The sequence below is a fragment of the Marinobacter sp. DUT-1 genome, assembly GCF_050379415.1.
GTDB lineage: Bacteria > Pseudomonadota > Gammaproteobacteria > Pseudomonadales > Oleiphilaceae > Marinobacter.
The window spans coordinates 1,095,261-1,115,041 of sequence record NZ_JBNRLS010000001.1 but is presented as its reverse complement, the minus strand read 5'-3'; the positions used below and the strand labels follow the sequence as shown (position 1 = coordinate 1,115,041).

20 protein-coding genes are annotated in these 19,781 nt (G+C 56.4%); 12 read left to right on the top strand and 8 right to left on the bottom strand.

Annotation, left to right across the window (positions count from 1 at the left end; translation table 11 throughout):
- Positions 1-6: 6 nt before the first annotated feature.
- On the top strand, positions 7-849 hold the full coding sequence (locus tag ACQUTG_RS05100; protein WP_428918340.1) for a citryl-CoA lyase: 843 nt from the start codon (positions 7-9) through the stop codon (positions 847-849).
- Positions 839-1,654, top strand: a complete 816-nt coding sequence (locus tag ACQUTG_RS05095) for a citrate/2-methylcitrate synthase (protein WP_428918339.1) — start codon at positions 839-841, stop codon at positions 1,652-1,654. The genes ACQUTG_RS05100 and ACQUTG_RS05095 overlap by 11 nt, the downstream gene beginning before the upstream one ends.
- Here the strand turns inward: ACQUTG_RS05095 and ACQUTG_RS05090 are convergent.
- Complete coding sequence (locus ACQUTG_RS05090; RefSeq protein WP_428918338.1) at positions 1,651-3,780, bottom strand: TonB-dependent receptor plug domain-containing protein; 2,130 nt, start codon at positions 3,778-3,780, stop codon at positions 1,651-1,653. The genes ACQUTG_RS05095 and ACQUTG_RS05090 overlap by 4 nt on opposite strands.
- Before the next feature lie 273 nt (positions 3,781-4,053).
- On the opposite strand from ACQUTG_RS05090, the gene ACQUTG_RS05085 reads away from it, so the two are divergent.
- On the top strand, positions 4,054-4,473 hold the full coding sequence (locus ACQUTG_RS05085; protein ID WP_428918337.1) for a hypothetical protein: 420 nt from the start codon (positions 4,054-4,056) through the stop codon (positions 4,471-4,473).
- Between the two features lie 11 nt (positions 4,474-4,484).
- Here ACQUTG_RS05085 and ACQUTG_RS05080 read toward each other — a convergent pair whose 3' ends face one another.
- The gene (locus tag ACQUTG_RS05080) at positions 4,485-4,796 is read right to left on the bottom strand and encodes a site-specific integrase (protein ID WP_428918336.1); all 312 of its coding nucleotides are present in this window, start codon (positions 4,794-4,796) and stop codon (positions 4,485-4,487) included.
- Positions 4,797-4,932: 136 nt separating this feature from the next.
- The gene (locus tag ACQUTG_RS05075) at positions 4,933-5,193 is read right to left on the bottom strand and encodes an acyl-CoA-binding protein (protein ID WP_428918335.1); all 261 of its coding nucleotides are present in this window, start codon (positions 5,191-5,193) and stop codon (positions 4,933-4,935) included.
- Positions 5,194-5,752: 559 nt separating this feature from the next.
- Between ACQUTG_RS05075 and ACQUTG_RS05070 the strand changes: the two genes are divergently transcribed.
- The 8 genes from ACQUTG_RS05070 to ACQUTG_RS05035 all read left to right on the top strand — a co-directional run bounded on the left by ACQUTG_RS05070 (position 5,753) and on the right by ACQUTG_RS05035 (position 13,553).
- On the top strand, positions 5,753-6,400 hold the full coding sequence (locus tag ACQUTG_RS05070; RefSeq protein WP_428918334.1) for a hypothetical protein: 648 nt from the start codon (positions 5,753-5,755) through the stop codon (positions 6,398-6,400).
- A 45-nt stretch (positions 6,401-6,445) separates the two neighbouring features.
- The gene (locus ACQUTG_RS05065; protein ID WP_428918333.1) at positions 6,446-7,012 is read left to right on the top strand and encodes a hypothetical protein; all 567 of its coding nucleotides are present in this window, start codon (positions 6,446-6,448) and stop codon (positions 7,010-7,012) included.
- Positions 7,013-7,129: 117 nt separating this feature from the next.
- Positions 7,130-7,465: a hypothetical protein gene (locus ACQUTG_RS05060; protein ID WP_428918332.1), complete on the top strand. Its 336-nt coding sequence runs from the start codon at positions 7,130-7,132 to the stop codon at positions 7,463-7,465.
- A gap of 171 nt (positions 7,466-7,636) precedes the next feature.
- Positions 7,637-8,551 (top strand): hypothetical protein, encoded by a 915-nt coding sequence (locus tag ACQUTG_RS05055; RefSeq protein ID WP_428918331.1) that lies wholly within the window; start codon positions 7,637-7,639, stop codon positions 8,549-8,551.
- Positions 8,552-8,612: 61 nt separating this feature from the next.
- Positions 8,613-9,260, top strand: coding sequence for a hypothetical protein (locus ACQUTG_RS05050; RefSeq protein ID WP_428918330.1), 648 nt, complete (start codon positions 8,613-8,615; stop codon positions 9,258-9,260).
- Positions 9,261-9,401: 141 nt separating this feature from the next.
- Complete coding sequence (locus ACQUTG_RS05045; RefSeq protein WP_428918329.1) at positions 9,402-9,716, top strand: GmrSD restriction endonuclease domain-containing protein; 315 nt, start codon at positions 9,402-9,404, stop codon at positions 9,714-9,716.
- A gap of 140 nt (positions 9,717-9,856) precedes the next feature.
- Entirely contained in the window at positions 9,857-10,435 is a 579-nt protein-coding gene (locus ACQUTG_RS05040; RefSeq protein WP_428918328.1) for a porin family protein, read from the top strand.
- A 322-nt stretch (positions 10,436-10,757) separates the two neighbouring features.
- Complete coding sequence (locus ACQUTG_RS05035; protein ID WP_428918327.1) at positions 10,758-13,553, top strand: fibronectin type III domain-containing protein; 2,796 nt, start codon at positions 10,758-10,760, stop codon at positions 13,551-13,553.
- 22 nt (positions 13,554-13,575) lie between these two features.
- Here the strand turns inward: ACQUTG_RS05035 and cysK are convergent, their stop codons facing one another.
- The 3 genes from cysK to ACQUTG_RS05020 form a co-directional block, all read right to left on the bottom strand.
- Positions 13,576-14,547: a cysteine synthase A gene (cysK, locus tag ACQUTG_RS05030; RefSeq protein ID WP_428918326.1), complete on the bottom strand. Its 972-nt coding sequence runs from the start codon at positions 14,545-14,547 to the stop codon at positions 13,576-13,578.
- A 74-nt stretch (positions 14,548-14,621) separates the two neighbouring features.
- Positions 14,622-15,059 (bottom strand): thioredoxin TrxC, encoded by a 438-nt coding sequence (gene trxC / locus ACQUTG_RS05025; RefSeq protein ID WP_428918325.1) that lies wholly within the window; start codon positions 15,057-15,059, stop codon positions 14,622-14,624.
- Between the two features lie 67 nt (positions 15,060-15,126).
- On the bottom strand, positions 15,127-15,570 hold the full coding sequence (locus ACQUTG_RS05020; RefSeq protein ID WP_428918324.1) for a methylglyoxal synthase: 444 nt from the start codon (positions 15,568-15,570) through the stop codon (positions 15,127-15,129).
- Between the two features lie 84 nt (positions 15,571-15,654).
- On the opposite strand from ACQUTG_RS05020, the gene ACQUTG_RS05015 reads away from it, so the two are divergent.
- Positions 15,655-16,434 (top strand): ATP-binding protein, encoded by a 780-nt coding sequence (locus ACQUTG_RS05015; RefSeq protein ID WP_428918323.1) that lies wholly within the window; start codon positions 15,655-15,657, stop codon positions 16,432-16,434.
- A gap of 1 nt (position 16,435) precedes the next feature.
- Here the strand turns inward: ACQUTG_RS05015 and ACQUTG_RS05010 are convergent, their stop codons facing one another.
- The gene (locus ACQUTG_RS05010; RefSeq protein WP_428918322.1) at positions 16,436-17,743 is read right to left on the bottom strand and encodes a DUF3422 family protein; all 1,308 of its coding nucleotides are present in this window, start codon (positions 17,741-17,743) and stop codon (positions 16,436-16,438) included.
- Between the two features lie 14 nt (positions 17,744-17,757).
- Positions 17,758-19,779 (bottom strand): ATP-binding protein, encoded by a 2,022-nt coding sequence (locus ACQUTG_RS05005; RefSeq protein WP_428918321.1) that lies wholly within the window; start codon positions 19,777-19,779, stop codon positions 17,758-17,760.
- Between the last annotated feature and the right edge of the window lie 2 nt (positions 19,780-19,781).

Genomic DNA, 19,781 nt, shown 5'->3' with positions numbered 1-19,781 from the left:
TGATTGATGAGTTCTGAATATAAATATCACTCGAAATTCTGGCTGGAGGAGCCTGAGCCAGATAATCCGTTTGCAGCGAAGTCCTGCTACTGCCAGGGCTACGATGTCTATGGTCAGATCCTGAAAAACGCAGGATGGTTCGAGTACCTTCTGGTGATGTTTCGCGGTGAAAGACCCTCGACTTCGTGTACCCGGCTTCTGGAAACGCTCGCCATTGCGTTGGCCAACCCTGGTCCGCGTGAAGCCAGTGTCCGCGCGGCGATGAACGCAGGAGTAGCGGGAACCAATCACAGTTCTGCGCTGATGGCCGCACTGGCGGTCGGTGCAGGCCAGTATGGTGGTGCACAGGAGGTGGTTGAGTGTGTGAACGCCTGGAAGTCGTGCGGGACGGATTTTGATAGCTGGGTGCGAGCGCTTACCGATCCTGAAAAACGGGAACACGCGGACATCTGGCTTCCGATGGAGCATGCGCCGGGATTCGATCCGAACGGAGATGTCACTCCCACACCGGTCAGACAGGTCTTGAATCAGCTTTCGGAGCTAGGTCCGGGCGACGGAGCACTCCGTTGGCTCAAAGAACACCGGGAAGATCTCGAGCGGCTTGTCGGATATCCCCTGGCAATGAGTGGTGTCGCTGCCGCCGCCTTAGTAGACCTCAGGCTCAATGCCGATCAGGCAAGTATGTTGTACCTCATTCTGCGCCTGCCCGGAGCCGCCGCCCACGCGATAGAGCAGGGCGAGATGGGCTGGAAAAAGTTCCCGTATTACGGCCCCGGTGTCGAGTTGGAACCTTCCGCTGATAGCCGGCCCAATGCGAGTTCAGAGGCTGGAGGTTGTCGTGACGCATAAACGTTTGCTTGAAACCGAAACACGTTGGCGTACCCGTGTAGGGAAAGCATTTCTTTCAGATCGCATCGTTCTCCACGGCGAGGACCTGCATCGGGACCTTGGCGATTCGGAATGGATTCGGTTGTATCTGCACGCAATACTGGGCCGGGATCCTGGGGAGCGTGTTGCCGACCTGCTGGGATCATACTGGGTGTCAACTGCATATCCGGATCCGTCTATCTGGCCCAATCATGTTACGGCATTGGCAGCGAGTGCCCGCTCAACTGCGTCATTATCGCTGATGGCTGGGCTGAGCGTTTCGGAAGCCTCTATCTATGGACGACGGCCCGAAGTGAGGGCGCTGGATTTCTTTTATCGGGCTGGGGAGTACTGTGACGGTGGGGGCACGCTTGAGGACTTCGTGGAGCGCGAAAAGTCCTCAGGCCGCACCTTGTACGGCTATGGGCGCCCACTAGCTAAAACGGATGAACGTATTCCGTTCATGATGAACAAAGCTCGGGAATACGGCTTTGCCGATGGGCGTTATCTGAAGATGTCTTTTGATGTCTATGAGTATCTGAACGCCCGCTATGGCTTTTCGATGAATATTGCCGCGCTGCACGCGGGTCTGGCAGCCGATATTGGCCTTAACTGCCGGCAGTACCAGTTATTTATGACGCCTTGCTTTCTCACTGGCATGGTTCCTTGTTATCAGGAGGCGATTGCGAGACCGGAGGGGAGTTTTTTCCCTGTCCGGTGCGAGAGTGTGGAGTATGAGGGGCCGCCCAAGCGCGACTGGTTTGACACCAACGGGAGCATTACCTAGAAACGGTAACTGACCTCGCCGATAACCTGTCTTCCCGCAAGCGGGAAGTCACCCGGCACGGCAGGACTGGGTTCAGCGAAGGGGCTGGGTGAACGCGCATCGTCATCCAGCAGGTTGCGCACGATTAGCGAAACATTGAGTTCCCTCCAGACTCTATTGCCCAGAATCGTCAGGTCAATGGTTGTGTAATCGTCGACAGGATCCCTGTCATCACCTGGCCGGCGATATTGTTCACCAACCCAATTAATTTGAGTATTGATCTGCCAGTCTGCGATGGTCTCCCATTCCAGGCGGGCATATACCTGATGTTCCGGTGCATCGCCAACCCGGGCGTCAGTGTTGCGTTCCTCGGCGCGTTGAAATGCATAATTCCCGACCATCGAGAGTGAGTCCGTTATGGCTTTGCGGAGCTCGAATTCCCCACCGTACCCCCGACGCTCACCGGAGTTCTCGTAGCGTGTGGCTACCGGACCCTCAATCGGCTCTGCGTTAATCAGGTCGTCAATTCGGTAATAGAACAGGTTAATCCCATAGGAAAGATCTGAGTCCACAGCATGAGACAGCCCTATTTCATAGGTATCGATGGATTCTGGTTCCAGGTCTGGATTGCCTTCGGTGACGGGGTTATTGGACACATACAGCTCGTTCAGTGATGGCGCTCTGAAAGCACGACCATAAAGGAACTTGGTCGTGATCTTGTCGCTGGTTGCCCATATGAGCGCCGCACGAGGGTTTATCGTGTTGCCAAAGTCAGTGAAGTGGTCAAAGCGAAATCCGCTTACCAGTTGCCAGTTCTGTCTGAATTGCCATTCGTCCTGAATGAAAGCGTAGTAGTTACGTCTGCTTTCCTCTGGCATCCAAACCTGGTCGGGATCTGAGGACACATCGACTACGGAATCCTTGGGTGTGAAGTCGTCATTGTAATTTTTACGTTCAGTCACTTCCTCGAGGCTGGCCCATAAGGCGCCAATTCCCGAGAGAATGCGGTGGTTCCCGGTGGGGTTATAGGTGGAGTTGATCTCAGCACGCCATTGCCGCTCATCGTATCCGGGATTGCCAATGAGTCCGGAGGGGAAAGCACCGTCAAAGGCGCCGGGCGGGAACAGGTAAATATCCCCTTCCGGCTCCTGGGTTACGTTGAAATAGCTGAGTCTGGCCGCGATGTCGAGCCCGTCAGCCACGTCGAGCCAGTTGTAGGTGAAATCGCTGTTGATGCGCTTGGAGGCGAAACGACCACGTGGATCCAGCGCCTGCGCGACACCGGGCCCCGTGCCGATGTTTGATCGGTCCTGCAGTCCCGCACGGAATGTCCATTGTTCTGCATTGGCTTCAACCCGGGCCTCAACCTGATCTACAGAAGTGTTCACCGGACCGGGAGCAAGGGAAGCCGAGGTGCCGAACTGTTGGTCAACCTGCGTTTGGGCATCTTCCTCAATGGTTCTATCCCAGCCGTCCGTTGTCTGATATTCCAGTGAAAGGCTCAGATCAATCTCATTCAGCTGTCCTGCCGTTTCGACCCATCCACCTGCGGTATCAAATTCCCCCGCACGAACACCCGCTTCTGTAGCATCGATGTCTCTGGCGTTTTTGGTGATGATATTTATGACACCAGCGTAGGCATCTGCACCGTATAGGGCCGACCCCGGGCCCCGGATCACCTCGATACGACGGATAGCCTTGATCGGCATGCCTCCCCAGGCATTCCCCCGATTGCCGAACATCGCTGTTGTTACGGGTATCCCGTTAACAAGCATAAGGGCCTGTGGATTGAAGCTGGAAGTAATGCCCCGGAAGATGTATTTCGGTGAATAGGTCTGGTCCGAATAGTTAACGTGCAACCCCGGAACGGTCTCGAGCACCTGGTCGAGATCGTTTGCTCCCATGGCCCGGATCTCCTCTTCACTGATAACAGAGGTGATGGCGGCCGCTTTGTCCAGAGGCGTTTCCGTGCCCGAGGCAATGGAAACAACGCGGATTTGGCTTAGCTGTTCGAGTGAGAGATCCCAAAGATCATTTGCCGGAGACGGCGATTCCGCATGCACAGGTGCCACCGCAAAAGACATCAGAATGGGCCAGACCTTTCGAGCGAAATCACCCGCAGACAGGAATTGAAAGACGTCTCTCATCAATGCTCCCCGTTGAGGGGAATTTGTGTTTTTGCTGCGCCTGGATGCAATTGGTTAGGGTCCTTACCGAAGCCTGAAATCTCGTCTAGTTTACGATTTTCACTTATAAAAATGCAGTCTAGTTTGAGAAAGTCGTTGGACAAGAACTGAAACGATGTTTATTTCTTGAGCTTTGTAAGCACGTCACAAAAATGACACCTGAGCGGCGGTTAACATGATGGTCGTGAGAGTTGACTGAAAATCGTCATCAAGGACCTGGGCAGGGACAATCAGATGAAATGGATTAGCGGCCTGATGATCATGGGTTGGTTGGCTTTCGGCACCCAATGGGCATTAGCGGAATCGGACGGGGCCGAAGGTTTTCAATATGAAGAACGTTCCACTATTGAAACCATCCCCCTGCGTTCCATCGAGGAGGATGCTCTGGCCAACACGGTTGTCGAAGGGGGATTGGCGGCGCCTGCCGAGGGTGTGGCAGTCAAGCCCCGCTCCGACGATGACTTCTATCTGGACCCGCTGTCCCTTCAGCCCCGGGATGAACGGACCGATCTGGGGCGCTCGGAAATTCCGGTGGATATCCGGTTCAGTAATCCCAAGTCCGTACCGGGCCAGACCCACAGCAATAACTACGTGATCCGGCCACCGGCAAATCGCACTTACGATACCCTCAACACCAACCTGATTGGCCGCTGAGGGGCGATCCCTCAGGCGGCGGCCACACCGCTCATTTCGGACTTGCCGAGGACCTTCTCGTAGAAGAATGTCAGAGCCTGCCGAGCCTGGTTCAGGCGCGCCCGGGAAACCCGCATACCTTCACTGAGATAGCTGAGAAACTGCTGCTGATCCTCGTTTTCAAGAGCCTCGGGGTCCTTGGAGTCGTGGAACAGTACGAAACGGGTAATCCAGTGCAGGTAGGTTTGTTCTGCGCGTTGGTTGAGCTGCTGCTCCCGGATGGCAGCGGTCAGACGACGGACGAGGTCCGGCTGAGATTGCTCCAGTGCCTGGGTGATTGTCATGGGTAAAACTCTTCCGCTTGGGATCGTTGTTGTTATGTTGGACGCATCTTATGACAATCTTTTGAACGTCGCAAAAAATTCCTTTTACGGTTTGTAAGGGGCGATTACAAATCGCCCCAGGCCCTTGAACAACGGGTTATTTCAGTGTCTCAAGCTTGTCCACATACTGCTGCATGGCATCTTCCTTCGACATGCCCTTGAGCTTGTCCCAGGCGTCATACTTGGCGCGGCCGACAAAATCCATCATGCCCGGGCGGTTACCGGAGACATCGCCCTCGGTGGCCTGCTTGTACAGGGCGTAGAATTCCAGCTTCATCTCGTTGGAGGGTTTGAAATCGCCTTCGGCGGTCTGGATGTAGTTCACCGCGTCATCGAACTTGGCTTTGAGGTCACTCATGGGGTTCTCCTTGGTTTTGGTCGTTATGTCCTGAGGTGGATGCTGGGAGTATAGACAGTGGGCCCGGGGGCGTCATTGACTGAACCGTCTACGCTCTTTGGAAGCGTGGTCATCTTGTTAGGCAATATGCGCTCAAAAAAACCTATGTGTTCTCAGGGGGTTCCTGGAGCCACATAAAGTTGACTGCTCCGAACACGTTGGATGACCTAGTTCGGCAGCGGTGGTCTCTCAAAATCTCTTAACAAAAGCGAACATTCGAGTCAGGGTTTTCCTCCAGAGCCTCCAAGCTAATCACGGCCATTTCATCTGATCTGATTGGCGGAGCAAATTGCAGACGCTGAATGATTACATGGCAGAGATGGCCATGCTCGGCTAAGCTATTGTTTTATTGATTTATGTGTAGCGCGATTGATGGTTCAAAGTCAGTAATAATGATGCAGTCAAATTTCTGCAATGATAAAGCGCGCTGCCTAATTGCTGTTAAAAACAAAGAGAGGTCTTTCCCATCAAATTACTCGACTATAAAAGAGAAATAATATCAGCGCTTTTGGGGGCTTCCTTGGCAGGCTTAGCCTCACTTGGCGTGGGAATGTATAGCCTGACAAAATCGTTTGAGTATACGCAGAACAAAGAGATCCTATACAGCATTCGAAAGGATGTGGAGTACCTGCGTCGAATTGAGTCCGAGATTGACGAGAACATAAATTCTTTACTCCACGAAAATTATGAAGTCGCCATCGAGTTTGGCGAGCCTTTCGACATGATCGAAGTTATGTCTGAGTCCCCCTCTGAAGATGAGGAGGAAATGACACCTCGGCAAAAACAGATCATGAGTCAAATGATGGGTATCGCAGTTCCAATTCTGAAACTTGAGGCTCCTCGAGAGTTTCTGGTCGTAGATGCTTGGGAGGTCGGTTTCCCAGAGACGAGTAATATTGAGTTCGATTTGCTGAAACAGATAAATGACTACTACAGATCAGTGAAGCGAGTAAACACGACCGTTGAACGCTTAATGGATATGGGCCAAGGGCGTGCCGTCAGCCAAGGCTTTGCAGAGACTCTGACAGTTCATGCAAAAACTCACAACGATGTAGTTGATGATCTTAAAAGCAGGAATTTTGTTTCTCTTAAGAACAAAATTTCCGAGGAAAAAGCCAGGCTGACAAAAATTCGGAGTCGATTGGTTGAAGAGGCAGGGAATTTTTAACAAACCGCAGCAGTACGCGGCCTATGGCCGCCGGACGCCCTTTCCATGGCTCCTTCGTCGCCATTCCACGTTAACCAGAGAAAAGGAGATTGGGTGCTCGTGCTCAAAGGAAAAAAGCTCACTGTTTTCGGGTATTTCTTGGCCGGTGCCATCGTAGCTCTAAGCGGTTGCGCTGACGATAAGAAGGCGGAGTTGAAGCAGAAACTGGCGGACCACATGGTTTTTGCGTGCAAGTCCACCGAGGAATTCAAAAATCCCGTGACTGGATACTCATATTTTGTATTCAAATATAATGAAAACAATCAATATATTACCGCCGGTCATCTCGTCGATTCTCAAGATCAAGATGCCGCTGGAGTCGGGTATATTTATGATGTTCAAAAAGTTCAAAAAAACAGCACCGAAATCTCCTTTGGCCTTAAAAATAGCCGTGAGGATTATTTCGACTTTAGATTAGATAGACAGAGTATGGTACTCACTGTAATGACACCGAACTTCGGCATGAGCTACCTGAAATATAATTGCGATCAGCTAAGTGAGGCAGAGTTTCAGAACTTCCTCAAAGAAAAACGAACCGAGCTCGACGAACTCTTCGAGCAAAGGAAAATTTAGATTTGGTTTTTGGATTGGTTAACAATTGCAGGCACGGCGACGCCCATTACATTGCGCCTTCGGCTCCACTCCGTGGGCGCGCATGCTGCAGGCGATAAAGTCACAGGGATGGTGAGTATGCGCTTTGCGAACATTTTGGGTCTTCTTGTCGTTGGCTTCAGCGGTAATGCATACGCGCGGGGCGGAGTTGGCGGTGATCCAAGCGTACTATTCGGGGTGGTGATTCTGTTTGGAATTGGCGGTCTAGGAATGTGGCTCCATAAAACCTACCCAAATCTATTTCCAACTCTTGGTGGACTGGTCATCTTGCTCGTGGTTAGTCAGTTCCTTGCTGGCGTTCTTATTGCGCTGGGAATTGTCGCGCAGAGCCACATCGTCCACGCAATGGTAATCATTGCATTGGCGTTCGTTTTTGGGCCAGCAGTGTGGTCTAAAATTCAGAACAAGCCTTGAACGACTTTAACAATTCGCATCAGTACGCGGCCGGGTGGCCGCCGGACGTCCCTGACGGGCCGCTGTGCTCCGCTACGTGGCCCCCCTGCTCCCGCGGCATCAATGTGCAACATTGATGCCGCGGGAGCAGGGGGAGTCCATATCATTCGTTATGACGGAAGAGGTATCCGAGTGAGTGTGCTTTTTGTAATAGGTGCTGGAGCTAGTTATGGAAACCCTGACTGTAAACCGTATCCGCCTCCCTTGGGTCCTCGCCTCTATTCTGAGTTGAAGTTGGAGTCACAAGTTGCGAGAGAGCTTGATGAAGAAGTAGTAAAGATTCTGGAAACTGGTGATTTTGAGTCCGGCATGGAGCTTTTATGGGAAAGAGAACCAGTAAAGATAACGCCATTGCAGATTGATTTGGCAAAGTATTTTACAAAGTTCAAAGCTGGTAGTGAAAATTACTACAACCAACTAATCAAAATAATAAAAAAATCAAAAAAGAAACCGGTTATATCCACCACAAATTATGATTTGTTGTTAGAGCAGTGCATTAATGATAACGGTTACTATATAACCTATGGTGGGCTTCCAGTTGAGTTAGACAACATTTCCTTATTAAAAATACACGGCTCATGCAACTTCCTTCCTGATATGAAACCCGATCAAATTCAGGGGGTTGGATTTGTAGTCCCCAAGGAGGGGGGAGGAATTTTAAAAGCCAACATTAAGCCAGCAAGTGCAGATGAGTCCCGATCATTCTGTGAAAGATCAGACTCGATCGCACCCGCAATTGCGGTTTACTCAAAAGGAAAGCAGGTCCTGCATTGTGGTGATTTTGTCAAAGAAGTACAGGAGCAGTGGGCTAAAGAGGTAAATCGAGCTTCAAAAATTTTTGTTATAGGACTAAGAGTTGTCGAACATGACAGGCACATTTGGGATACGCTTGCGGGTTGCAACACGTGGCTTGGATATGTGGGTTTAAAAGAAGACTGTACGGATTTTTTGAGCTGGGCTGAAAAGCATGGAAGGAATAATGCATTTGCCCTAGCAAATAGCTTCGAGGAGTCTCTGCCCGTTATCGAGAGACGCCTAAAGTCATAACAATTCGCGTAGGGTGGACGTCCCTGACGGGCCGCCGCTTCGCTCCGCGGTGGGTATAAATATGGACATGAAGAAGAAATTGGGCCCCGAACCCGATGCATTCGGAAAAGACCCTTTAGGATATAGCATGCTGGGTTGGCACAAATGGGCGCTCGCCCAGGAAATTAATGGTTTTCCAGTTGATCTCCTCAAAGGCCCTACCAGCAAGGATTTGAAGTCACCTGTCCTATGGCTATCGCATACTCAAGCACTGAGCACCGCAGCAATCTCTTTGATTCAAAACCCTCCTGAATTCGAGAGTCTTCCAGAGGATATGCGAGGTGTAGCCCACTGCCAATATCACGCTGTGGCTCTAATGCTAGTTGGATACGGCTTGGAGAGTTGCCTTAAAGCAATGATTATCATAAGGATGGGAGTCGATGCCTACGAAGAAAAGGAAAGGAAACATCGGCATCATAACTTAAGCCGCTTGGCTGACTTCATTCCGGACCTGACGACGCGCGAGAAAGCTGTGCTAGATGGTTTAACCCATTTCACCATGTGGGCTGGACGCTATCCTGACCCTGGATTTGGGGACGTGAGCAAGGCAGAAACTGTGTTCAAAATTTCGGAAGAATTTGAGATTAGCGCCAAAGATCTTTTTGAGGTATCTGCGAAGGTTTCGGCGCACACACTAGTCGTTCTGTCAGAAGCGGCGACCGAAAATTAGGTCCAACAAGGTGGTCAACGGGACGCCAACTGCGCTGCGCTCAGTTGGCGCCCATTACCACTGGCCTTATCGTCCAACCCGAATATCCGCTTTGCGACCTCACCGAACGATAAATTGCTGGCACCAATAGTATGCTCTGGGGTGTCAAATGCTAGTTACTCTTTTAGTGGTACAAAACACTTGGTCCCTTTACGTTGGGCTTGGGAGCACGGAGCTCGAGGCTGGACTAGGGAAAAGCGCGAGAAATTTGCGAACGATCCTGTAAATCATTGGCCCGTTGAAGCGAGTTTGAATCGATGCAAGGGAGCGAGAGGACTGGGTAGCTGGCTGTCACCATCCGGGAGATGTCAGTACGTAGCGCGATTCTTCAGAATCACGAAAAAGTATCGACTAATACTTTCGAGCTCAGAAGAGCAGATGTTTCGCGAGTACGAGTCGTCACTGCCCACCGAATGAACCAGATGTGAATAAATCTTAGTCCGGTTTTAACCCCCCACAGCGCCAAATCTCGATAGGGTGGTTTCAAGCAATCGCAAGACATCAGAGGCGATTGCCCGTTAAGGCGAAAGGAAACCAACCTCAAAGGGAGACGCGCAATGAGCTACAAAGCACGTTTTGCGTATGCCACGGTTCTGACCGCAGCGGTTGCGACGGCCCCGGCGGTGTGGGCGCAGGAAAGCGTCAGCCGTGATCCGGCCGGGCCCTACATCAGTGGTAGTTACGGTGGTTACAAGTCCCACGGCGGTGAGTTCGAGGATGAGAACGATCTGCTGGGTGTTGCGCTGGGCTACCAGTTCACGCCCTTCTTTGCCCTCGAGGCGGAGTACATCGATTTCGGTAACTTCGGCGAGGATGATGTGGATGCCAAGCTCAAGGGCGCGGGACTCAGTGCGGTCGGGCGATTGCCACTGACCGACAGCTTCGGGGTCTACGGCAAGGCCGGTGCGTTCGTCTCCGCCCTGGATGTGGATGCGTTCGACGAGAGCGAGACCTACGACGAGGTCAGTCCCTTTGTCGGCGCCGGTGTGGACTTCCGGGTGACGCCAAAGCTGACGGCGTTCGCGGAATACAATCGCTACAACGTCGATGTTGACGAGGATGACTTCAACGGCCAGGTCACCAATGATGGACCGGAGTTTGATACCGGCCGGGTCGGTCTGAAATATCAGTTCTGATGGTGAAAGGCCTCGGCCAGGGATGGCTGAGCCCCTCTTGTTCTCCACATCAAAAGTGTCAGAAAAATATACAGCTCGATGCCGCCAGCATCCCCGATGATTTTACTTCGGGAAAGCTTTCAGGCGCTTAGAGAGCTGGCACTGAATATGCTGAACTTTTACGGTCCCCCGATCCTATCCCCGGGAGGTGGTCGTTATGGTTCGGCGCTTCTTTTCTTTTCCCCGCCACGCCCGCTCTTTGACGTGTGCTACTGGATTGTTCCTCACCCTGTTTCTGGTGCTGGCCCTTTTACCATTGCGTGCGTCTGGCGCCGAGCTACTGGTGTCTCTCTCATCGGATCGAAGCTCGCCCCAGAGCCTTGAGACAGCGCCGCTACAGGACCAGGTCTATATTTTTGTGGGCGATGCCAATGCGGTGGATCAGGTTCGCTTCTATCTGGACGGTACACTTGTCAAGACTGAAAACCGCGTTCCCTGGGACTTTGCCGGCACTACTCCGGATGATCTGGCCTATGCCTACGACACCCGTAACCTGGTGGATGGCAACTACCAGGTCAGTGCCGAGCTTTACCAGGGTGGTTCGGTGGTACAGACCCTTCAGGGGTTGATGCAGGTTGCCAACCAGCCGCCACCGGAGCCGGGGGGTGAGGCCGGGCAGCTGCATACCGGTTGGCAAGGCAATCCTTCCGGATCGCTGGCAGTGATGTGGTTCTCGCCGCTTGCGGGAACTCCGGCTACGGTGAGCTACCGCCGGGCTGGTGAGAGTGCCTGGGCGCAGGCCAGTGGTACGGTCAGTCACTCCACAGCGGATGGTCAGTATCTGTTGGTCAACCTTGAGGGACTGCTTGCGGATACGCGTTATGAGTTTCGTGCAGCGCTGGCTCCGGACGTTTGGAGTCGGGTATACGAGAGTTATACCGCACCTGCACCGGGGCCCGCGGACTTTGATGCAATTTTTGTTGCCGATACCGGCCTGGTCGGTCGTCTTGACGGGCTGGCCACCGGTACAGAGCAGGTGATTCTGGAGATTGCCCTGCGCAATCCGCGGTTGGTGCTTTTGGGCGGTGACTACGCCTATTTCAATACCGATAAGCGCTATGTCACTCTCGAGCGTTCCATTGCCGCCTGGTTTGACCAGATGTCGGCAATCGCCAGTCAAAGCCCGATGATGCCGACCTATGGCAACCATGAAGTGCTGTTGGGGGAGGGCTTTGACACCTGGGTTAATTACTTTGTGACGCCCGAAGGCTGGAATGGTCGTCGGATGTACAGCTTTGATGCCGGTGAGGCTCATTTTGTATCGATCTTCGGACTGAATGAGTACGAGCAGCTTCCGCAGGATGCGCTGGACTGGTTGAGCGCCGATCTGGCAGCTGCCAGAGGCCGGGGCCAACGCTGGCTGGTACCTTATCTGCACGCGGCCCCATTCTCGGAGGGCACCAATCATTCCTCTGCCCTGCCACTTCGTGACCAGCTCGGGCCGATCTTTGAGGCTGCGGGTGTCCAGGTGGTACTCACTGCCCACGATCAGTCCTATGAACGAACCTATCCGCTGGTCAATGTGCCTGCCACGAACACGCCTACGTCAGACAATCGCCATTGTTATGGTCCAGAGGATGGTGTGAGCTGGCTGAAGGTTGCCCCCGGTGGCAAGCTGAGCAATATCTCTCTCGACTTCTCGCCCTGGCGTACGTCCGAGCCGCCTGCGTGGACGGTGTTCCGGAATAATACCCTGCACCATTTTGCCCACCTTTCGGTAACGGCCACGGGCACGTTCGATGTGGATGTGTTCGGAGTTGAAGGCGATGGTTCTGTGCCGCTGCAGATAGACCGGGTCAGGTATTCGTTCAATGGCTGTGCGCCGGAGATGGTGGCGCAGCCTCGGCAGGTTGCATTGCTTGCCGAGCCGGGTGAGGTGGTCTCTGAAAGTCTGAATGTAACCGGTGGCGATGGCGCTGCACTTGATTTTGACATCAGCCAGGTCCCGGGCTGGTTGTCGCTTTCTCAGGTCTCAGGAGTGACGCCGGCAAGTATAGAGTTAGTGGCAGATGCCTCCGGTTTGGCGGTCGGTGAGTACCGCGGCATCTTGCAGATCACTGCCGGGGAAGACAATGCCACCTGGGTGCCGGTGGTGTTGCGGGTTGGCGCTTCCAGTTATGGTCTCTGGGTGTCAAACAGCCCCGAGCGGACGGGAGCCGTTCCCCTGGAAGGCGCCATATTGCAGGGTGAACAATACATTTTCACCAGTCCGGATACCGACGTTAGCCAGGTGCGTTTTTACATGGACGATCCGACCGGTACCGGCGTTGTCACCAAAACCGAGAATGTACCCCCGTTCGATCTGGCCGGCACTGCCGCCGATGATACCGCTTATCCCTATGACACCGGGACGCTGGCGGATGGTGGCCATGAACTGGGCGCCCGCCTCACAATTTCCGGGGGGCTTGAGGTTCTGGTGTCGGCCGGATTCATGGTGGCCAATGATGTCCCGCAGCTGGATGCCACCCCGGGCAGCGTTCTGTTCGGACTAACGCCGCCTCAGTCACTGGCTCAGCAGGATGTCCTGGTACAGATGACCGATGGCAGTAACCCGAACTACAGCGCGCGCAGCACGGCGGCCTGGCTGGGCGTCGAGCCCCTTGCCGGAGTGCTACCTGAAACGCTTGTGCTGACCGCCGATGCCTCGGCGCTTTCCCCCGGCCAGTACCAGGCGGATGTAGTGATTGAAGCAGGGACCGGAGAGCAACTGAGTGTCCCGGTCAGTCTCGTCTATGACCAACCCTCGCTCTACTCCCTGGCGGTATCCCTGGCGGCGGACCGGAGCAACCCGGTGCCGCTTGACGGCTCAAGCCTGAGCGGTGAGGTGTACATCTTTGTGCCTGACCTCGACGGCATGAAGAGGGTGGCGTTCTATCTGGATGATCCGGACCGACTGGGCAGCCCGATCAAGGTGGAAAACCGTGCCCCCTGGGATTTCGCGGGCACGGTTACCAAGCCTCCGCGTGATGCATACGGATTCAGCCTTGAGGGATTGGCAGGCCAGCACGTTATTACCGCGGTGATCACGGACGCTGGTGGCGACGAAGTAGTGCATGGAGTATTTGACGTCAGTCCCTGACGGGACTGACGTACGAGGGCTGTTACTGTACGTTCTCCAGCTCACCAAACCGGTCAGCAAACAACGCAGACGACAGATACCGCTCCGCCGAATCCGGCAGCACCACCACGATGTTCTTGCCCCGGTGCTCCGGCTGCTTGCTGACGCGAATCGCGGCGGCTACGGCGGCACCACAGGAAATCCCGCACAGGATGCCTTCTTCCTGCATGAGTCGATGAGCCATGTCCATGGCTTCTTCATTGGTTATTGCTTCCACCTGATCCACCAGATCCAGATCCAGGTTTTTGGGTACGAAGCCGGCGCCGATGCCCTGGATTTTATGGGGGGCAGGCTTGGGCTCCTCGCCATTCAGGGTTTGGGTGATGATCGGGGAATCGGTGGGCTCCACGGCGACCACGGTGATGTCCTTGCCCTTGGTGCCCTTGATGTAGCGAGCCACACCGGTGAGCGTACCACCTGTGCCGACCCCTGAGACGAAAATGTCCACTTCGCCGTCGGTGTCGTTCCAGATTTCCGGGCCGGTGGTGTCCTCATGGATACGGGGGTTGGCCGGATTCTGGAACTGCTGGGGCAGGAAGTGGTTGTCCGGGTCGGACGCGAAGATTTCCTCGGCCTTGGCGATGGCGCCGGGCATGCCTTTGGCCGGCTCGGTCAGCACCAGTTCGGCGCCCAGGGCCTTGAGTACCTTACGGCGTTCCAGGCTCATGGACGCGGGCATGGTCAGGATCAGCTTGTAGCCACGGGCGGCGGCGACGAAGGCCAGGGCGATGCCGGTGTTGCCGCTGGTGGGCTCGACGATGGTCATGCCGGGTTTCAGGGTGCCGCGTTTCTCTGCATCCCAGATCATGGCCGCACCGATCCGGCACTTTACCGAGTAGGCCGGGTTGCGGCCCTCGATCTTGGCCCAGATGGTGGCGCCGTCACTGACGCGGTTGAGTTTGACGAGCGGCGTGTTGCCGATGGACAGGGAGTTGTCCTGATAGATTCGTGCCATGGCGTTATCCTCCTTTTTGAGGCCATCATAGCACCGGATCGCCAGCCGTGGGGCCAGTGCCGCCCGTCCTTTTTTCAGCCCAGTTCGCTATTGAGCCAGGCCGAGAGCTGGGCGCCGGGCATGGCACCGCTCTTGCGGGCAATTTCGTGCCCGCCCCGGAACAGGATCAGGGTGGGAATGCTGCGAATGCCATACTGGCTGGAAGCTTGCGGAGCCTGTTCGGTGTTGAGCTTGGCAAAGGCGACTTTACCGGCCCAGTTGCGGGCCGCCTGCTCGAACTCCGGTGCCATGGCTTTGCACGGGCCGCACCAGCTGGCCCAGAAGTCGACCAGCACGGGCAGGTCGGACTGGCCGGTAAAGCCGGCCATGGAGGCATCATCAAGATTGGCCACATCGCCATTGAGCAATGGCTTCTTGCAGGCACCACAGTTGGGCTTGTCTCCCAGGCGGGCGGCCGGTACGCGGTTGGTCCTCAGGCAATGGGGGCACTTGATCTGGAGTGGATCAGACATCGGGTACTCCTCGGAAAGTGGGTCTGATTACCAGATAGTTCCGCCGGTGCCTGAATTCAAGCCCGGCTCATTGATTGACGTCGCGCCCGGTGTAATAGGAAAAGTCCGGCTTCTGAGGATGGTGCTGGTCGTCGGTCATATAGGCGGAAGTCAGTACGAACTCGGCGGTGGCCCGGTTGCAGGCCACGGGAATGTTCCACAGGGCGGCAATGCGCAGCAGGGCCTTGATGTCCGGGTCGTGGGGCTGGGGTTCCAGCGGATCCCAGAAAAACACCAGCAGGTCGATCTCGCCCTCTGCAATCTTGGCGCCTATCTGTTGGTCGCCGCCCAGCGGGCCGCTCAGCAGGCAGTTGAGATCGTCCCGCCCGAGGCTCTCCCGCAACAGCCGACCGGTGGTGCCGGTGGCATAGAGGCGCAGGGGAGCCAGCCTGGTCCGGTTTTCGTTTGCCCAGTCCACCAGCTCCTTCTTCTTGTTGTCGTGCGCCACAAGGGCGACGGATTTTACGGCCATTTGCGGTAAAGTCTCCTGTTATGAATCAAGGTTGGCAGTCAGTGTTCCACAGCCTGACGCCAGACGAAATAGGAAAGAAGGTTTATGAGCACCACGCAGTTTGACTGGCAACACACTCCGGCGGCGGTTTGGCGCCGCCACCGCTCGGGTCTGCGGGCGATCCGGCGGCTGGACCCGATCAGCTGGAGCGATCTCAAGGGCATCGACCGGCAGAAGCAGGCGCTGGCCCGCAATACCGAACGCTTCCTGGCCGGTGAGCCCTCCAACAACGCGCTGCTCTGGGGCTCCCGGGGCACCGGCAAGTCGTCGTTGATCAAGGCCCTGTTGAACCGGTATCGGGATCAGGGGCTCCGTATGATCGAGGTGGACAAGGACGACCTGGTGAACCTGCCCGAGATCGTCGATGACATCTGTGATCTGCCGTTTCGGTTCGTCATCTTCTGCGACGACCTGTCGTTCGATGTCGGTGAATCCGGCTACAAGGCCCTGAAGAGTGTGCTGGAAGGCTCCCTGGAGTTGCCGCCGGAAAACGTCCGGGTGTACGCCACTTCCAATCGCCGGCACCTGATGCCGGAGTTTATGAGCGACAATCTCAAGAGCGAGGTACGGGACGGCGAACTGCATCCGGCGGAGGCGATCGAGGAGCAGGTGTCGCTCGCGGACCGGTTCGGCCTGCAGCTGTCGTTCTATCCGTTCGCGAAAGATGTCTATCTGGAGGCCATCGACGCCCTGTTTCCGGAAGTGCAGGACCGGGATGCCCTGCACCTGGAAGCCATCCGCTTTGCCACCGGCAAAGGCGTGCGCAACGGGCGTACCGCCCAGCAGTTTTTCCGGCAGGTGGCCGGAGACAGCCGGTTCCGCTGAGCTACTGCCGCCTGGCCATCTTGATGAAGTGGTGATGGACGATACGGATGCCCAGGAACACCAGGGCCATGACTACAGGGATGGCAATGCCCAACACCAGGGTCTTGTTGAAGGCTACGCCGCTGTCGTAAAGCGCGTCCAGTCCCAGTTTCAGCAGGCCGATCAGGTAGTAGGAGATAGCCACCACGGAGAAGCCTTCCACGGTGTGCTGCATCATCAGCTGGATACGTGACCGGCGGTCCATGGAACTGAGCAGCTGCTGATTCTGGCTCTGGATGGCCAGCTCCACCCGGGTGCGCATCATGTCCGAGGCCCGGTCCACGCGCCGGCTGAGATCTTCAACCCGCTCGCTTACGGCCTCGCAGGTTTTCACCGCCGGCGTCAGCCGCCGGGTCATGAATTCGGTCATGGTCAGGTGGCCGGAAAGCTCGTCTTCCCGCAACTCCTCCAGTCGGGTCAGCACCAGGCGATGGTAGGCCCGGGTGGCAGAGAAGCGGAAGGTGGAATGGGCACGGAAGGCCTCGATCCGGGCGGCGATGTTACTCAGCTCACTCAGCAGCTTCTGCTCGTCCACGTCCTGGTTGTCGGCCAGGGCCTGGGTGATGATTGCCAGCTTCTGGTCCATGTCGTTCAGGGACGGGGTGATTTCCCGGGCCACGGGCAGGGCCAGCAGGGACATCAGCCGGTAGGTCTCGATCTCCATCAGGCGCTGAGTGAGGCGGCCCAGCTGGCTGTTGGACATGTGGTGGTTCTGGACCATGAACCGACCGAAGCCGTCACTGTGCAGCTTGAAGGTGCCCCAGATCCTGGCCGCGCCTTCCTGGGGGCTGCTACCCACCAGGCGCAGGCCCTCGAAATGCTGGCGGACAAAGGCAAGGTCGCTGGCGGCATCGTGGGATGACGGGCGGATGTCCACGTGGAAGGCGGCAATCACGGTGCCTGCCAACTGCTCCAGCCAGCCCTCGGGCAACGGTGTGATCCCGGTCTCGGTGAAAGGATCGGCACTGCTTTCGGCCAGATTGGTAAACGTGTAGGAGGCGAACTCCATGTGCATTTCCCGGCGCACCTTCAGGGTGCCGAAGGTCTGCTCGAAACAGCCAACCTCCTCTTCGGGAACCGGGTAGCCCAGCAGTCGGTGGAGTTCCTGCAGGTGCCGGAACTGCTCCCGGCGCTGCTCCGGTGTGGTCAGGATGGCCATCTGGGTCACCCGCGCCGGCGTAGGCAGTACCTGAAAGGGCCGGGAATGGAGTTCGTTGTACAGGTCATCCCGCAGGGGATGGATGTCGAGATGTTCCAGTCGTGTGCTCACAGCAGAATCCGGGCTTATCTGGGCTTGACCGGGATGATAACCCGGAAACGCACCCCGTCAATGCCACCATGGTTCTCATTGGCAGCTTCGACCCGGCCACCATGGTACTCGGCAATCAGTCGCACGATCAGCAGACCCTGCCCCAGGTGGCCCTCGCCGCTGCCTGCCCGGTGGGATACAAAGGCGCCGAAAATGTCGGCAGAGCCATCCTCCGGCAAGGCCGAGCCCTGGTTGAACACGGACAGTTCCAGGTGTTCCGGTTGCTGTGTCAGGGCGACCTCGATCAATCCATGCTCGGGGGTGAAGTCCCGGGCGTTGTCCACCAGCTTGTCCAGCAATTGCACCATATGTTCCGGGGAACCGGTCAGGTTACAGCCGTGTTCCGGGCCCACGTATCGAATCTGGTGGGTGCTGTCCAGGCCCTGGTAGGCGGCCGTGGCGCCGGCGGCCACTTCGGCCAGGTCAAAGGGTTCCCTGTCAGCCTGGTCGAAGCTCTGTTCCAGTCGTGCCGCTTCGCTCATGCCGTGGAGGATCTGGCGCAGACGTTCCGTGGCGTTTGAAGCGCGCTCCAGGTACTGCTGGCGCTCCGCCTCGGACTGGGCATGGGCGAGATTTTCCAGGGAGGAGCGCACGATCGCGACGGGGGTCTTCAGCTCGTGGGACAGTCGGCGGGAAAAACTTTCCAGATAGCGGTTATAGCCATGCAGCCTTTCCACCATTTGGGCAAAGTGTGCCTGCAGCTGGCCCAGTTCATCGCGGCTACTGGTCTCGGGGAGGGTACCGGTGATCCGGCCGTCCTCGTCCACGGTGGCGCTCACCAGCCGCTGCAGGCGGGCAATGCGCCAGGACAGCCAGCTGGCGTAGCCAAGCAGAACCAGGGTCAGGGCAACGATGATCAGGGTGCTGCGGGCAATCACCGAGCCCAGGGTAGAGCCGGAAAGGGTCAGCAACTGGTCCAGGGATTGTTCCAGAATGAGGGTCCGGTCCCCGAAAACCGGCTTGGTGACCAGCAGCCATCGGCTGTCATCCGGGTGCCGGAAAAGGCCCTGTTCCGGCAGGGAGCGGGCCTCCAGCTGGCGGGCCTGGTCAGGGAGGACCCCGGGCTCCGGTTGGTAGATCTGGATCAGGTAACGCAGGACGTTGAGGCTGATCTGTTCCAGGACCTGCACGGGACTGAGGCTGTCGAATTCCGGTGACAAATTATTACCGTGCTTGCGGGCTTCGGCAATCACCCAGCCGGCCGGCTCGACAATCCGGGCCTGCTGGCCCGGATCGAGCTGCTGTTCCAGCCGGCGTTCCAGCGCGGGGCGTGGCCCGACCAGTACCGGTAGTGGCTCGAGTGACGTCGCCAATGGGGTTTCCCCGTCACGGTGCGCAGAGAAACCCAGCCGGCTGTTTTCCGGTGGTTGCGGTAACTGGAGCTCCAGCTGCCAGCCCTCGCCGTGCTCTTGCCATGCGCCTTTCACACGGTAATCCGGGCGCGGTTCCCGGCTGTCCGTCTGGCCATAGAGCTCGCCGGGTGCCGACGGTCGAATCAGCCAGGCCTGGTGCCCCGGTGACTGGTCCACCGCTGTGGCTGGTGTCTGTAGCCAGAGTTTCAGGTAATCGTGAGGTTGTTCAGGCATCGCGGGGCTGAAGAACCGGGGCTGGCGCCCGCTCAGGCGGATCAGCAGATACAGGTATTGGCCATTGCTGGCTGCCTGCCACCGGAGTTGCAGTCCGTTGTCGGTCCGGGTGCCTTGCCAGGGCTGGGACGCGGCAGAGTCGTCGTAACCGGGCCATTCGGAACCGTAGCCATCCGCTGTGAACGGTTGAGTCAGGGGTGCAACATAGATGACCGGCGTTTTGGCGGGGATTGCCGGCTCGCCCAGCAGCCGGTCTCCGGCCAGCTCCGCCAGTTGATCGGCGCGGGAGTCCAGTTGTCGGATAGCCTGTTCCCGCAGTGCCGTATCCAGTTCGAGCACGAATTTCAGGCCCGCCCAGGGAATCAGTAGCATCAGCAGGCTGGCAACAAGAAGCTGGCGCTTGAGACTCAAGG

Bases quoted from the DNA above. Each gene is read 5' to 3' on its own strand.
- ACQUTG_RS05015 (WP_428918323.1), top strand. From the start codon at position 15,655: ATGAGCACCACGCAGTTTGACTGGCAACACACTCCGGCGGCGGTTTGG.
- ACQUTG_RS05040 (WP_428918328.1), top strand. From the start codon at position 9,857: ATGAGCTACAAAGCACGTTTTGCGTATGCCACGGTTCTGACCGCAGCG.
- ACQUTG_RS05085 (WP_428918337.1), top strand. From the start codon at position 4,054: ATGAAATGGATTAGCGGCCTGATGATCATGGGTTGGTTGGCTTTCGGC.
- ACQUTG_RS05065 (WP_428918333.1), top strand. From the start codon at position 6,446: ATGGCTCCTTCGTCGCCATTCCACGTTAACCAGAGAAAAGGAGATTGG.
- ACQUTG_RS05080 (WP_428918336.1), bottom strand. From the start codon at position 4,796: ATGACAATCACCCAGGCACTGGAGCAATCTCAGCCGGACCTCGTCCGT.
- trxC (WP_428918325.1), bottom strand. From the start codon at position 15,059: ATGTCTGATCCACTCCAGATCAAGTGCCCCCATTGCCTGAGGACCAAC.
- ACQUTG_RS05020 (WP_428918324.1), bottom strand. From the start codon at position 15,570: ATGGCCGTAAAATCCGTCGCCCTTGTGGCGCACGACAACAAGAAGAAG.
- ACQUTG_RS05075 (WP_428918335.1), bottom strand. From the start codon at position 5,193: ATGAGTGACCTCAAAGCCAAGTTCGATGACGCGGTGAACTACATCCAG.
- cysK (WP_428918326.1), bottom strand. From the start codon at position 14,547: ATGGCACGAATCTATCAGGACAACTCCCTGTCCATCGGCAACACGCCG.
- ACQUTG_RS05050 (WP_428918330.1), top strand. From the start codon at position 8,613: ATGGACATGAAGAAGAAATTGGGCCCCGAACCCGATGCATTCGGAAAA.
- ACQUTG_RS05100 (WP_428918340.1), top strand. From the start codon at position 7: ATGAGTTCTGAATATAAATATCACTCGAAATTCTGGCTGGAGGAGCCT.
- ACQUTG_RS05060 (WP_428918332.1), top strand. From the start codon at position 7,130: ATGCGCTTTGCGAACATTTTGGGTCTTCTTGTCGTTGGCTTCAGCGGT.
- ACQUTG_RS05090 (WP_428918338.1), bottom strand. From the start codon at position 3,780: ATGAGAGACGTCTTTCAATTCCTGTCTGCGGGTGATTTCGCTCGAAAG.